Origin of the sequence: Amycolatopsis sp. NPDC098790 (assembly GCF_044759945.1) — a bacterium.
In the GTDB taxonomy this organism is placed as follows: Bacteria; Actinomycetota; Actinomycetes; order Mycobacteriales; family Pseudonocardiaceae; genus Amycolatopsis.
In genome coordinates, this window is the sequence record NZ_JBIWAI010000002.1 from 791,477 (window position 1) to 804,724 (window position 13,248).

The 13,248-nt window shown below is 71.6% G+C and carries 10 protein-coding genes, 2 tRNA genes and 1 pseudogene; 8 read left to right on the forward strand and 5 right to left on the reverse strand.

The features are described 5' to 3' along the window. The first annotated feature begins 15 nt into the window (after positions 1-15). Entirely contained in the window at positions 16-3,357 is a 3,342-nt protein-coding gene (locus ACIQWX_RS17315) for a serine hydrolase (RefSeq protein WP_400871369.1), read from the forward strand. Here ACIQWX_RS17315 and ACIQWX_RS17320 read toward each other — a convergent pair. Next, entirely contained in the window at positions 3,347-4,261 is a 915-nt protein-coding gene (locus ACIQWX_RS17320) for a zinc-binding alcohol dehydrogenase family protein (RefSeq protein WP_400871372.1), read from the reverse strand. The genes ACIQWX_RS17315 and ACIQWX_RS17320 overlap by 11 nt on opposite strands. 74 nt (positions 4,262-4,335) lie before the next feature. Between ACIQWX_RS17320 and ACIQWX_RS17325 the strand changes: the two genes are divergently transcribed. Next, positions 4,336-4,743, forward strand: a complete 408-nt coding sequence (locus ACIQWX_RS17325) for a MarR family winged helix-turn-helix transcriptional regulator (protein ID WP_400871375.1) — start codon at positions 4,336-4,338, stop codon at positions 4,741-4,743. Positions 4,744-5,287: 544 nt separating this feature from the next. Here the strand turns inward: ACIQWX_RS17325 and ACIQWX_RS17330 are convergent. Further along, the gene (locus tag ACIQWX_RS17330; protein WP_400871378.1) at positions 5,288-6,736 is read right to left on the reverse strand and encodes a DHA2 family efflux MFS transporter permease subunit; all 1,449 of its coding nucleotides are present in this window, start codon (positions 6,734-6,736) and stop codon (positions 5,288-5,290) included. A 182-nt stretch (positions 6,737-6,918) separates the two neighbouring features. On the opposite strand from ACIQWX_RS17330, the gene ACIQWX_RS17335 reads away from it, so the two are divergent. Then, a tRNA-Val gene (locus tag ACIQWX_RS17335) sits at positions 6,919-6,993 on the forward strand. A 38-nt stretch (positions 6,994-7,031) separates the two neighbouring features. After that, positions 7,032-7,103 (forward strand) — tRNA-Val (locus ACIQWX_RS17340). 68 nt (positions 7,104-7,171) lie between these two features. Here the strand turns inward: ACIQWX_RS17340 and ACIQWX_RS17345 are convergent. Beyond that, a complete protein-coding gene (locus tag ACIQWX_RS17345; RefSeq protein ID WP_400871381.1) occupies positions 7,172-7,771 on the reverse strand; it encodes a TetR/AcrR family transcriptional regulator in 600 nt (199 codons plus the stop codon). Positions 7,772-7,848: 77 nt separating this feature from the next. Between ACIQWX_RS17345 and ACIQWX_RS17350 the strand changes: the two genes are divergently transcribed. Both ACIQWX_RS17350 and ACIQWX_RS17355 read left to right on the forward strand, forming a co-directional pair. Next, the gene (locus ACIQWX_RS17350) at positions 7,849-8,631 is read left to right on the forward strand and encodes a class I SAM-dependent methyltransferase (protein ID WP_400871384.1); all 783 of its coding nucleotides are present in this window, start codon (positions 7,849-7,851) and stop codon (positions 8,629-8,631) included. Positions 8,632-8,683: 52 nt separating this feature from the next. After that, positions 8,684-8,959, forward strand: a pseudogene (locus ACIQWX_RS17355) (DUF4287 domain-containing protein); the annotation flags it as partial. A gap of 34 nt (positions 8,960-8,993) precedes the next feature. Here ACIQWX_RS17355 and ACIQWX_RS17360 read toward each other — a convergent pair. Then, entirely contained in the window at positions 8,994-10,442 is a 1,449-nt protein-coding gene (locus ACIQWX_RS17360; RefSeq protein ID WP_400871387.1) for an MFS transporter, read from the reverse strand. 101 nt (positions 10,443-10,543) lie between these two features. On the opposite strand from ACIQWX_RS17360, the gene ACIQWX_RS17365 reads away from it, so the two are divergent. Further along, entirely contained in the window at positions 10,544-11,749 is a 1,206-nt protein-coding gene (locus ACIQWX_RS17365) for a cytochrome P450 (protein ID WP_400871390.1), read from the forward strand. A gap of 6 nt (positions 11,750-11,755) precedes the next feature. Here the strand turns inward: ACIQWX_RS17365 and lexA are convergent, their stop codons facing one another. Then, the gene (gene lexA, locus ACIQWX_RS17370; RefSeq protein WP_400871393.1) at positions 11,756-12,409 is read right to left on the reverse strand and encodes a transcriptional repressor LexA; all 654 of its coding nucleotides are present in this window, start codon (positions 12,407-12,409) and stop codon (positions 11,756-11,758) included. A gap of 260 nt (positions 12,410-12,669) precedes the next feature. Between lexA and ACIQWX_RS17375 the strand changes: the two genes are divergently transcribed. Next, the gene (locus ACIQWX_RS17375) at positions 12,670-13,182 is read left to right on the forward strand and encodes a lytic polysaccharide monooxygenase auxiliary activity family 9 protein (RefSeq protein ID WP_400871396.1); all 513 of its coding nucleotides are present in this window, start codon (positions 12,670-12,672) and stop codon (positions 13,180-13,182) included. Positions 13,183-13,248 lie beyond the last annotated feature (66 nt).

A 13,248-nucleotide genomic window follows, 5' to 3' on the forward strand; every position in this document is an offset into this window, starting at 1 on the left:
ACAAGGAGATCCCGCATGACCCGACGTCTGGGCACCGACGACCTGTACGCCCTGGAGTTCCCCGAACAACCGGCGATCTCGCCCGACGGCGCCCGGATCGTCTACGCCGTGCGCACCGCGGACCGCGAGAAGGACACCGACACCCGCTCGCTGTGGCAGGTCGCCACGGACGGCGGCGAGGCCCGCCGGCTCACGCGCGGCCGGGCCGACGCGGCCCCGGTGTGGTCGCCGGACGGCACGCGGATCGCGTTCCTGCGCGCCCAGGACGGCCCGGCGCAGCTGTGGCTGCTGCCCGCCGACGGCGGCGAGCCCGAGCAGGTCACCATGCTGCCGCTCGGCGCGGGCACCCCCGTGTGGCGGCTCGACGGCGCCGAGATCGCCTTCAGCGCCCCGATCGACCTCGCCGCCGACGAAGGCGAAGACGACGGCGCGCAAGGCCGCCGCGCGAGCGCCCCGGTGGTCGCCGACCGCGTCGACTTCAAGGCCGACGGTGCCGGTCTGCTGCGCACGCTGCGCAAGCACGTCCACGTCCTCGACATCGCCACCGGCGAGGTCCGCCGGGTCACGGCGGGGGACTGGCACGCCGGCGACCCGGCCTGGTCACCCGACGGCGGCTGGCTGGCCTTCCCCGCGGCGCGTGACGCCGACGCCGACCTCACCTTCCGGTCCGGCGTCTACGTCCTCGACCCCGGCGACCGCACCGCCGAACCGCGGTTGGCGGGCTCGGCCGAGGGAATGGCCGGGACCGTCACCTGGACCGCGGACGGCGAAGCGCTGCTCGTCATCGGCCGCCGGGACACCGCGCCGGGGCACGCCGGGCTGCTGCGAGTGCCACTGGACGGCGGCGAGACCGTCGACCTCGCCGCGTCGCTCGACCGCAACGTCATGCCGGGCGGTCCGGGCTACCCCGGCGCCGTCCCGCGGCTCGCCGGCGACGGCTCGACGGTCCTGTTCTGCGTCCGGGACCGCGGCTGCACGCACCTGTACGCGGTCGACGTCACCGGCGGGGAGCCGCGGCGCGTCCTCGGCGAGGCCGGTTCGGCCGTCGACGGATTGAGCGTCGCCGGGACCACGGCGGCGGTCGTGCTGACCACGCCGACGTCGTTCGGCGAGGTCGCGACGGTCGACGTCACCGGGGGAGCGGCGCGGGTGCACACCACCCACAGCGCCACCGATGCCGAGCTGTTCACCCGCGAGGAGCGGGAGTTCACCGTCTCCGACGGCACGGTCGTGCAGGGCTGGCTGCTGCGCGACCCGGCCCGCACCGGCCCGCTGCCGCTGCTGCTCGACATCCACGGCGGCCCGCACAACGCGTGGAACGGCACCGCCGACGCCGTGCACGTCCACCACCAGGAGCTCGCCGCCCGCGGCTGGGCGGTGCTGCTGCTCAACCCGCGCGGCAGCGACGGCTACGGCGAAGCGTTCCTGACCGCGGCGGTCGGCGCCTGGGGCCTGGCCGACGCCAAGGACTTCCTCGAGCCGCTGGACGACCTCGTCGCCGAAGGGGTGGCGGACCCGCGTCGGCTCGCCGTTACCGGCTACAGCTACGGCGGCTACATGACCTGCTACCTCACCAGCCGCGACGACCGGTTCGCCGCCGCCATCGCGGGCGGCGTGGTCAGCGACCCGGTGAGCATGGCGGGCACGTCCGACAGCGGGCACTACCTCGGCGTCGCCGAACTCGGCGCGATCCCGTCGGAGAACCGCGCGCACTACGCGGCGCTTTCCCCGCTGGCGCAGGTGGAAAAGGTGCGCACGCCGACGCTGGTGGTGCACGGCGCCGACGACGACCGGTGCCCGGTGGGCCAGGCCGAGCAGTGGTTCACCGCGCTGCGCGAGCAGGGCGTGCCCACCCGGCTGGTGCTCTACCCGGGCGCGTCGCACCTGTTCATCCTCGAAGGCAAGCCGTCGCACCGCGTGGACTTCAACCGCCGCGTCGTCGACTGGGTCGAGCAGTACGCGGGGGAGCCGGGCAAGCCGGCGCGGGTGCCGCTCGACGCCGCGCACTGGCGACGGCGGCTGGCCGAGCTCGCGCGCAAGCACCGCGTTCCCGGGGCGGCGCTGGGCATCCTGCGCGGCGACGACCAGGTGCTCACGAGTTTCGGCGTGCTGAACAAGGCGACCGGCGTCGAGGTCACCGACGACTCGGTGTTCCAGATCGGCTCGATCACCAAGGTGTGGACGGCGACCGTGGCGATGCAGCTGGTCGACGAAGGACTGCTGACGCTGGACGCGCCGATCGCCGACGTCCTGCCCGAGCTGAAGCTCGCCGACCCCGACGTCACGAAGAAGGTGACGCTGCGGCACCTGCTGACCCACACCAGCGGCATCGACGGCGACGTCTTCACCGACACCGGCCGCGGCGACGACTGCCTCGAGAAGTACGTCGCGATCCTCGACCAGGCCGCGCAGAGCCACCCGCTCGGCGCGACGCTGTCCTACTGCAACTCGGGGTTCGTCCTCATCGGCCGGGTGATCGAGAAGCTGACCGGCAAGACCTGGGACGCGGCCCTGCGCGAGCGGCTGTTCACCCCGCTCGGCCTCAAGCGGACGAGCACGCTGCCGGAGGAAGCGCTGCTGCACCGCGCCGCGATGGGGCACGCCGCGGCGGGCGACGCCGATCCGCAGCCGGCGCCGGTGTGGGGCCTGCCGCGCTCGGCGGGCCCGGCCGGGCTCATCACGGCGTCGACCGAGGACGTCCTGGCGTTCGCCCGCCTGCACCTGACCGGCGGCCTCGGCCCGGACGGCTCGCGCGTGCTCTCGGCCGAATCCGCCCAAGCCATGACCGAAGAGCAGTTCGAGATGCCGGACAAGGACACGCTCGGCGACTCGTGGGGCCTCGGCTGGATCCGCTTCGGCTGGGACGGCCGGCGCGTCTACGGCCACGACGGCAACACGATCGGGCAGGCGGCGTTCCTGCGGGTCCTGCCGGAGCACGGGCTGGCGGTCACGCTGCTGACCAACGGCGGCAGCACGCACGACCTGTACGAAGAGCTCTACCGCGAGATCTTCGCCGAGCTGGCCGGGATCGCGATGCCGCAGCCGCTCGAACCGGCCGTGCCGGCTCCCGACGTCGACGCCTCGGAGTTCCTCGGCGTCTACGAGCGGGAGTCGGTCCGCACCGAAGTCCTCGACCGCGACGGGAAGCTGTGGATCCGGCAGACCGTCACCGGCCCGCTCGCCGAGCTGGTGCCGGAGCCGACGACCGAAGACGAGCTGGTGCCGGTCGGCCCGGCGCACTTCGCCTACAGCCCGGCGGGCATGCGCGGCTGGGTGTCGGTGACGTTCTACGAGCTGCCGACGGGGGAGCGGTACCTGCACTCCGGCGTGCGGGCGACGCCGAAGGTCAAGGAGTGACGACGACGCGCTGAGTGCTCCCGGTGTCCCGCCAGGCTCGTTCGACGTCCTGGAGGGGCACCGGGCGCGCGTCGATCCGGAAGCTCCCGATCGCGGACACGAGCGCCGTCAGCTCGGCGACGATGTCCCGGGTGGGCACCGAACCCTGCCCGCTGCCGACGAGCTGCAGGCGCGCCGCCCGGAGCGCGGCCGACGGGAGCTCGATCGCCGGGCCCGCCACCGAGCCGATCTCGACCCACGTGAGCGGGCGGCCCCGGTCGGCGCGTTCGGTGACGATCGTGCGCAGGGCGTCGGTGGTCGGCGGGCCCCAGACGTAGTCGAGGACGACGTCCACGTCGGCGGCCTTGCCCAGGTCGTCGAAGGTCCGGGTTTCGTCGGCCTCGACCGCGGCGAGCCGCTCCGGATCGCGACCGGCGGCGATCACCCGGCCCGCGCCGAGGTGCTTCGCGACCTGGACGGCGAGCCGTCCCGCGTTCCCGGTGGCGCCGAGCACGAGGACGTCCTGCCCGGCGGTGAACTCGATCCGCCGTCGCAGGGCGATCCACGCGGACATCGCGGGGTTCATGCCCGCGGCGACGGTGACGGGGTCGGCGTCGCCGGGCAGGACGACGCTGCGCCGGGTGTCGACGACGGTCCGTTCGGCCATCGAGCCGAGTGAGGTGTCGGGGAGGACGAAGTACCGGAGGGTGCCGTCTTCGTCCCGGCCGACGCCGTCGATGCCGGGGACGAGCGGAAGTTCACCCTTTCCGGTGTAGTGCTCGCCACTGGCTTGAGAGCGCACCCGCGGGTGCAGCCCGGCGGCGAGGACGTCGACGATCGTTTCGTTTTCGCTGGTGCGCTGGGGATCCGGGAAGTCCCGGCAGGTGGGCGGGAGGCCGAACTCGGTGACGACGGCTGCGCGCATGACGACTCCTTTTAGTTGGTAATACCCACTACTTTAGATGGCAGTACCAACTAGTTCAAGGTAGTCTCGACGGCATGACCGAACCCGACGAGGTGCTCGACAACCTCGCCCAGGTGTCCTTCGCGGTGATGGCGGTGCTGAGCCAGGTCGCGGCGGCGCACGAGCTTTCCCTGACGCAGCTGCGGGTGCTGGGCATCCTGCGCGACCGCACGCCGAAGATGGCGGAGCTGGCGACGCACCTGGGCCTGGACCGGTCGTCGGTGAGCGGGCTGGTCGACCGTGCGGTCCGCCGCGGTTTGGTTGCCCGGGAAGCCAGCCGCGACGACGGCCGTTCGGTGCGCGTCAGCCTGACCGCTTCGGGCGTGGCGCTGGCTCGCGAACTGACGGCGGAGGTGGGCCGGGCGATGGCGCCGCTGACGTCGGGACTGGCGACGGCCGACCGGAACCGGCTGGGTGTGCTGCTCGGACGGATGCTGGCATGAGCCGCGTCACGTCGGGAACACTTGCGTTCCCGTGGCGTTGTAAGGGGTGTCGGTACGGAGGAGTCCCCGGGCCTCACCCCTCGCCTTCACGGAGTGCCAGTCCGGCTGGAGCCGTGTAGCGCCACTCGCCGCGAGGCGACCCCCGTACCGGCCTCGAACTCCCGCTTCCGCTCGCAGGTTCCCCCCAGCCTTCGCCGAGCGGAAGCGGGACTTTTGTCCTCAGTGGACGGATTGACGGTGCGAGTGCCCGCCGCGCGGGCCGGAGCCGGCCGCCTCTTCGCCTCGAGTGCGGAGCGGCTCGGCAAAGGTCTTGAATGAGTCATTCAGGACCTCGGAGGTCCTGAATGACTCATTCAAGACACCGCCGCAACTACCGAAGCTGCTGGAGAGCCGCCGCGCCGAACCGGCCGCCGACTTTGCCCGGGACCCCTGCTGCCGGAGGCCGTGAAAGGGTCGTTGATGTCGTCCGACGCCGTGAAAGAGTCGTTCATGACATCGGCGACCGGTCCGCCTCGCCGTGCAAGGGCTCCCAGCCCAACTGCCGTCAGTGGTGCGGTGCGGCCGTCGCTCCCGGCGTCGACTTGCGGATGAACCACGTCCCCGCGAAGGCCAGCAGCCCGACCACCCCGGCCACCACGAACGCCGCCCGGAGACCCGACGCGTCCGGTCCCGCGGCCGCCCCGTCCGCGCTCCACAGCGTCGCCACGCTCACGAACACCGCCGTCCCCAAGGCACCCGCCACCTGCTGCAGCGTCGACAGGATCGCGCTCCCGTGGGAGTACAGGTGGTCCGGCAGCACGCCCAGCGACTCCGTGAACAGCGGCGTCATCATCAGTCCCAGCCCGGCCATCAGCAGCACGTGGATCCCGATCACCGCGATCAGCGGCGAGGCCGGCCCCAGTGTCGTGAACAGCCACAGCGACACCGCCATCGCCGCCGCGCCCGGGATCACCAGCGGCCGCGCGCCGACCTTGTCGAACAACGCGCCCACCGGGCGGCCCAGCAGGCCCAGCACCAGCCCGCCCGGCAGCACCGCCAGCCCGCTCACGAACGTGCTCGTGTGCAGCACCGTCTGCAGGTACAGCGGCAGCAGGATCGCCGCCGCACCGATCAGGCACACGAACAGCAGCGCCGTCAGCACCAGCGCCACCACGAAACTCCGGTGCGTGAACGGCCGCAGGTCCAGCAACGCCCGGTCACGCCGCTGCAACCGCAGCTGCCGCCACGTGAACACCACCAGCGCCACCACGCCCACGACGATCGGCACCCACGCCGGCACCAGCGGCTCCGCGCCGGCCTGCTCGCCGCTCGACGACAACCCGTACAGCACGCCGCCGAACCCGATCGCCGACAACAGCACCGACGGCACGTCCAGCGGCACCCGCCGCGTCTCGCTGTCCAGCCGCAGCTGCAGCGCACCGGTCACCAGCGCCGCCACCGACAACGGCAGCACGATCCAGAACATCCACCGCCAGCCCAGCCCCGACAGCACCGCGCCGCCGATCGTCGGCCCGATCGCCGGCGCCACCGCGATGACGATCGTGATCGTCCCCATCGTCGCGCCGCGCCGCTCCGGCGGCACCAGCCGCATCACCGTCGTCATCAGCAGCGGCAGCATCACCGCCGTGCCGCACGCCTGCACCACGCGCCCCGCCATCAACACCCCGAAACCGGGTGCGAGCGCGCACAGCAACGTGCCCAAGCTGAACGCCGACAGCGAGAACAGGAACACCGCCCGCGGCGAGAACCGTTCCAGCAGGAAGCCGGTCGTCGGGATGACCACGGCCATCGTCAGCAGGAACCCGCTGGTCAGCCACTGCACGGTTGTCGTCGGCACCCGCAGGTCGACGGTCAGGTCACGCAACGCGACGCTCAGGATCGTCTCGTTGAGGATCATCACGAACGCGGACAGCACCAGGACCCCGATGAGGAGCCCCGGCCGCGCCGGAGCGCGATCCAGGTCGGCGGGCGGAGTGGACACGGTGTCGGTCATCGGGGCGAAAGCTCTCCTGGTCGGGCGCGGCCGCTCGCGACGGCGGGCGGTCTTCTTGCAGTCTGCCCGTTCCGTCGCCTTCGTGTCACGGCGGTTTACGCCGTGCGCGCCGTCACAGGGGACCCCCTGCTGACTCTCCGAAACCACCCCGCTATGCTTCAGCAAGTACGGAGTTCCGCAGCGCGCGATTAGCTCAGCGGGAGAGCGCTTCCCTGACACGGAAGAGGTCACTGGTTCAATCCCAGTATCGCGCACCACGAGCCCACCCCCGGGATCTCGTGGAAGTTCGTACGACGGGCGATTAGCTCAGGGGGAGAGCGCTTCGTTCACACCGAAGAGGTCACTGGTTCGATCCCAGTATCGCCCACGAGATTCGCGGAGAGCCCTGTTTGCGGAGTACGCAGGCAGGGCTCTTTTCGTCCTCAATGGACTTTCTTACAGCAGCCGGCGCTGCACCACGTCCGCGATCACCGTAACCACCAGCTTTTCCAGCTCCGTGGGGTCCGGCAGCGTGTGCCTCCGGCGCCCCGCGAACAGCAGGTGGCTCGCTCCGATCAACGACAGCGACAGGGAATCCACGTTCGCGTCCGCCGCGATGCGGCCCTGCGCCCGCTCGGCCTTCAGGTAAGTCGCGAGCATCTCCCTCGCCTCCCTCAGAAACGGCAGGCCGTCGCCGGGGCGGCGCAGGCGGGATCGGAGCTCGTCGCGGAAGAACACCAAGCTCGTCAGCGCTACCGAGACCGGGTCGAACAGGTCGGTCAGCGCGTCCGTCAGGTTCACCGCCACCGTCTGCGTTCCCGCTGATGCCTCCAGGATCGCCGACTGGTCCGCCAGGCGAGCGATCCGCTCCTTCACCAGCTCGGCCAGGAACTCGTCGAAGTCCGTGAAGTGCCGGTGCAGCACGCCCTTCGCCACGTCCGCCTCGGCCGTCACCGCTCGGCTCGTCAGTGCGTTCGGGCCCTCGCGGAGCAGGACGCGCTCCGCCGCCTCGAACAGCTGCTTGCGTACGTCGCGCAAGTGGACCCCGGTCGGCATGGCCCCATTCTCCGTTACGCGGGCGGCGAACGCGCGGGCGGTTGCCCTAGTGGGCGAGTGCCCATTAGAGTGGGCGCATGCCCACTCAGCCCCATGAAGCCCGTCAGTTCGCCGAATCGTTCGGGACCGACACCGAACGCTACGACCGCGCCCGGCCGGAGTACCCCGACGAGCTCATCGCTCGCGTTGTCGCCGAAAGCCCTGGTCGCGACGTCCTCGACGTCGGTTGTGGCACCGGGATCGAAGCCCGGCAGTTCCGCGCCGCCGGCTGCCGGGTGCTCGGCGTCGATCCCGATCCGCGGATGGCCGCCTTCGCGCGCGACACCGGCATCGACGTCGAAGTCGCGAAGTTCGAAGACTGGGACGATCGGGGGCGGACCTTCGACGCGGTCGTCGCCGGACAGGCCTGGCACTGGGTCGATCCCGTCGCCGGCGCGGCGAAGGCGGCCGCGGCCCTGCGTCCCGGCGGCCTGCTCGCCGTGTTCGCCCACGTGTTCCAGCCGCCGGCCCCGGTGGCGGGCGCCCTCACCGAAGGCATCCGCCGCGTGCTGCCGGACTCGCCGTTCGCGGGGGAGTCGAGAAGCGCCACCGACCTCTACGACGTCATGTTCGCCAAGTTCGCCGACGGCATCCGGGATTCGGGCCGCTTCGGCGCGCCCGAACGGTGGTCGTTCGCGTGGGAGCGGGCCTACACCCGCGACGAATGGCTGGACCTCCTGCCCACGACCGGCGGCCTGACGCGGCTCGCGCCGGACGCGCTGGCGGACGTCCTCGACGGCGTCGGCGCGGCCATCGACGCGCTCGGCGGCGGCTTCACGCTGTCGTACACGACCCTGGCGGTGGTCGCGACGAAGCCTTGACAAAAAAAGTTGTCGGTGGGACCTTGGGGACAAGCACGAGCGACCGAAGAACCTTCGGCCCGAACTGGGAGTCACCATGTCTTTTCAGGCCTACCTCGACAACGCCGAGAAGCAGACCGGCATCACCCCGCGCGCGTTCCTCGACCTCGCGGCGGAGAAGAACCTCACGAAGCACGGCGACGTCATCGCGTGGCTGAAGACCGAGCACGGCCTCGGTCACGGCCACGCGACGGCGATCGCGCGGCTCGTGACGAAGGGACCCGAGTTCGTCGCCGCGCACCACACCGACGGCGTCCTGCACCTCGACGGCGTGGCCGCCCGATCCTGACCGGGCGACCACGCCGCCGTGGTGCGCCGTGCGGTCAGCGGCCCACGACGGCCGGTTCCGGGCTCGGGGACGCCGGCGCCGGCGTCCGCCGCGGCAGGAACGCGGCGACGCCCAACGCGATCAGCGCCGCGGCCGACCCCATGCCCAGCACGAGCCGGAACCCGTTCTGCGACGGCAGTTCCACCGGTCCGAAGTGGATGGTCAGCCGCGCGAGGACCAGTCCGGCCGTCGCGCTGGAGACCGACGTCCCGATCGAGCGCATCAGCGTGTTGAGGCTGTTCGCGGCCGCCGTCTCCGACACCGGCACCGCGCCCATCACGAGGGACGGCATCGCACCGTAGGCGAGCCCGACGCCGGCGCCGATGACGCTCGACACCACCACCAGGTGCCAGGTCTCGCTCATCAGGACGATGCCGAGCGCGTACCCGGCGGCGACGACCACCGCGCCGAGCATCAGCGTCGTCTTCGGGCCGCGGGTGGCCGTGATGCGCGCGGACACCGGCGCCAGCGCCATCATCACCAGCCCCGACGGCGCCATCACCAGGCCCACGACCAGCATCGACTTCCCGAGGCCGTAGCCGGTGGCGGCCGGCAGCTGCAGCAGCTGGGGGAGCACCAGCGACATCGCGAACATCGCGAAGCCGAAGACCGCCGACGCGATGTTCGTCAGCAGGACCTGGCGCCGCGCGCTCGTCCGCAGGTCGACCAGCGGCGTCGGCGTGCGCAGCTCCCATCGGCCCCACAGCGCCAGGACGACGACGGCCGCGGCGAGCAGGCCGAGCGTGGCCGCGCTGCCCCAGCCCCAGTCGGCGCCCTTCGAGATGGCCAGCAGCAAGCACACCAGCGCGACCGAAAGCCCGACCGCGCCCAGGACGTCGAACCGGCCGCCGGTGCGCACCGGCGACTCGGGCACGAGCGCGACGACCAGTGCGGTGACGACCAGGCCGAGCCCGGCCGCGGTCCAGAAGAGCACGTGCCAGTCGGCGTTTTCGGCCAGCAGGGCCGCTGCGGGCAGGCCGAGCGCGCCGCCGACGCCGAGGGACGCGCTCATCAGCGCCGTCGCCGAGCCGAGCCGTTCGACGGGCAGCTCGTCACGCATGATGCTGATGCCGAGCGGGATGACGCCGGCGGCCAGCCCCTGCAGCGTCCGGCCGACGACCATCGGCACGAGGCTGTCCGACAGCGCGCCGATCGCTGAGCCTGCGACGAGCGCGCCGAGGCTGACGAGCAGCATCCGCCGCTTGCCGTACATGTCGCCGAGCCGGCCCATGGTCGGCGTCGCGACCGCGCCCGCGAGCAGGGTGGCGGTGATGGCCCAGGTGGCGTCGGCCGCGGAGGCGTGCAGCAGCCCGGGCAGGGCGGGGATCAGCGGGATGACCAGCGTCTGCATCAGCGAGACGGTGATGCCCGCGAGCGCGAGGACCCCGACGACGAGGTTCGCGCGCGGCGACGCCTCTCTGGCGGGCGTGGATGGGTCGGGCACGAGGAGTCCTCCGTGGGATGTCCGAATTAAATCAGTCGCTTGACTTAGCGTAGCAGTCTTCGGTTGACTGATCACGAACTGACGGCCACCGCGGAGGAACGATGACGAGCACCGCCGAAATCCCCGAGTTCCCGATGACGCGCGCCGCCGGCTGCCCGTTCGACCCGCCGCCCGCGGCCCGCGCGCTGCAGGCGGAGGCGCCGCTCGCGCGCGTCCGGCTGTGGGACGGCAGCACGCCGTGGCTGGTGACGCGCTACGCCGAGCAGCGGGCGCTGCTGGCCGATCCGCGCGTCAGCGCCGACATCACCCGGCCCGGCTACCCGAGCCCGGCGCCGCTGCCGAAGGGTGGCACCGGGATCAGCTTCATCCTGATGGACAACCCGGAACACGCGCGGCTGCGCAAGATGGTGACCGCGCCGTTCACGATCCGGCGCACGGCCGCGATGCGCCCGGCCGTGCAGAGGATCGTCGACGAGCAGCTCGACAAGCTGCTGGCCGGCCCGAAGCCGGTCGACCTCGTCGAGGCGTTCGCGCTGCCGGTGCCGTCACTGGTGATCTGCGAGCTGCTCGGTGTCCCGTACACCGACCACGACTTCTTCCAGGAGAACAGCAAGCTCATCGTCCGGCGCGACGCGACGCCCGAAGAGCGCGCGGGCGGCCACCGGGCACTCATCGGCTACCTCGACCGCTTGGTGGGGGAGAAGCTCGAGGCGCCCGCCGACGACCTGCTCTCCGGCCTCGCCACCCGGGTGAACGCAGGAGAGCTGACCCGGACCGAGGCGGCGCAGATGGGCGTGCTGCTGCTGATCGCCGGCCACGAGACGACGGCGAACATGATCGCGCTCGGCACCCTGGCCCTGCTGGAGCACCCGGACCAGCTGGCGCTGCTGCGGGAGTCCGACGACCCGGCCCTGGTCGCGTCGGCGGTCGAGGAACTGCTGCGGTACCTGAACATCACGCACAACGGCCGCCGCCGCCTCGCGCTCGAGGACATCGAGATCGCCGGGGAGACCATCCGCGCGGGCGAGGGCATGATCATGGCCAACGACGTCGCCAACCGCGACCCCGCGGTCTTCCCGGACGGCGACCGGCTCGACCTCACCCGCGACTCCCACCGGCACGTGGCGTTCGGGTTCGGCGTCCACCAGTGCCTCGGCCAGCCGCTGGCCCGGCTCGAACTGCAGGTCGTCTACAGCACGCTGTACCGGCGGATCCCGACGCTGGCGCTGGCCACCGACGTCGAGCGGATCCCGTTCAAGCACGACGGGTCCGTCTACGGCGTCTACGAGCTGCCGGTCACCTGGTGAAGCGGGTCAGACGCTCCGCAGCACCGAGACGACCACGCCCAGGATCGCCGCCCGGTCGCCGTCGATGACGGCGTAGGCCGGGTTGCGGGGCTCGAGGTAGACGTGCCCGTCGCGGCGGCGGTAGACCTTGACCGTCGCCTCCTCGTCGATCATCGCCGCGACGATCTGGCCGGAGTGGGCCTCGGTCTGCTGCTTGACCACGACGATGTCGCCGTCGCAGATGGCCGCGTCGATCATCGAGTCGCCGCGCACGCGCAGGCCGAACACGGTGCCGCGCCCGGTGAGGTCGCGCGGCAGCTTGAGGACGTCGTCGACGTGCTCCACGGCCGAGATCGGCGTGCCGGCGGCGATGTCGCCGACGACCGGCACGGGCACCGAGTCGGCGTCCTCGGCGGGCGCGCTGCCGTGCAGGAACGCGCGCACGTCCATCGGGCGCGACACGCCGGCACCGCGGCGCAGGAAACCCTTGTCCTCCAGGCTCGCCAGGTGCTTCGACACCGACGACGTCGACTGCAGGCCGACGGCCTCGCCGATCTCCCGGGTGCTGGGGGAGTAGCCGTGGCGGACCACCCAGTCGCGGATCACGACCAGGATCTTCTGCTGCCGCTCCGGCAGGGCGGAGGCGTCGAGGTGCTCGAACGTGTCGTCGTAGGTGGTCACCGGCGGAATCCTAGAGGCAGCCGTGGCGCGCGGCGCGGCCTGGTCACCTCCGGCGGGTCCCGCTGACCGGAACACCGGGTGACAGTTGGCGTCTTACCAACATGAACCTCGACTTTGCCATCTGTTGACCTCGTGTCCGTTTCGACGTATGGTCTAGACCACAATTTTCCTTCGCTCGAACCCCCTTCCCGGCAGCGGCGGGCACCCCCGCCGCGACTTCGTCGTACCCGGGAAGCGAGCCTGTCCCCGAAGGAGCTGTTATGAACCGCAAACTGGTCGCGGCCGCGACGGGTGCACTCCTGGCACCGGTCCTGGTGGTGGTGAACCCGGCCGGCATCGCGAGCGCGCACGGGTACGTCAACGCCCCGGCGAGCCGCCAAGCCCAGTGCGCGCAGGGCACGGTGGCCTGCGGCAACATCAAGTACGAGCCCCAGAGCGTCGAAGGCCCGAAGGGCTTGAAGTCCTGCAACGGCGGCAATTCCCAGTTCGCCGAGCTGAACGACAACGGCAAGGGCTGGAAGGCCTCCCCGGTCGGCCGCACGGCGACGTTCACGTGGACGTTCACGGCCCGCCACAGCACGGCGAACTACGAGTACTGGATCGGCAACGACAAGGTCGCCGACATCAGCGGCAACAACCAGCAGCCTCCGCAAACCGTTTCGCACCAGGTGAACCTGGGCAACCACACGGGCCGCCAGACGGTACTGGCGGTCTGGAACATCGCGGACACGACGAACGCGTTCTACAGCTGCATCGACGTGCAGGTGGGCTGAGAGAGCTCCGTCCACCCGGGAGCGCGCGGCTCCCGGGTGACCGGTTCTCGTGGTGCGGCCGCCACT

Bases quoted from the DNA above. Each gene is read 5' to 3' on its own strand.
- ACIQWX_RS17315 (WP_400871369.1), top strand. From the start codon at position 16: ATGACCCGACGTCTGGGCACCGACGACCTGTACGCCCTGGAGTTCCCC.
- ACIQWX_RS17320 (WP_400871372.1), bottom strand. From the start codon at position 4,261: ATGCGCGCAGCCGTCGTCACCGAGTTCGGCCTCCCGCCCACCTGCCGG.
- ACIQWX_RS17325 (WP_400871375.1), top strand. From the start codon at position 4,336: ATGACCGAACCCGACGAGGTGCTCGACAACCTCGCCCAGGTGTCCTTC.
- ACIQWX_RS17330 (WP_400871378.1), bottom strand. From the start codon at position 6,736: ATGACCGACACCGTGTCCACTCCGCCCGCCGACCTGGATCGCGCTCCG.
- ACIQWX_RS17345 (WP_400871381.1), bottom strand. From the start codon at position 7,771: ATGCCGACCGGGGTCCACTTGCGCGACGTACGCAAGCAGCTGTTCGAG.
- ACIQWX_RS17350 (WP_400871384.1), top strand. From the start codon at position 7,849: ATGCCCACTCAGCCCCATGAAGCCCGTCAGTTCGCCGAATCGTTCGGG.
- ACIQWX_RS17365 (WP_400871390.1), top strand. From the start codon at position 10,544: ATGACGAGCACCGCCGAAATCCCCGAGTTCCCGATGACGCGCGCCGCC.
- ACIQWX_RS17375 (WP_400871396.1), top strand. From the start codon at position 12,670: ATGAACCGCAAACTGGTCGCGGCCGCGACGGGTGCACTCCTGGCACCG.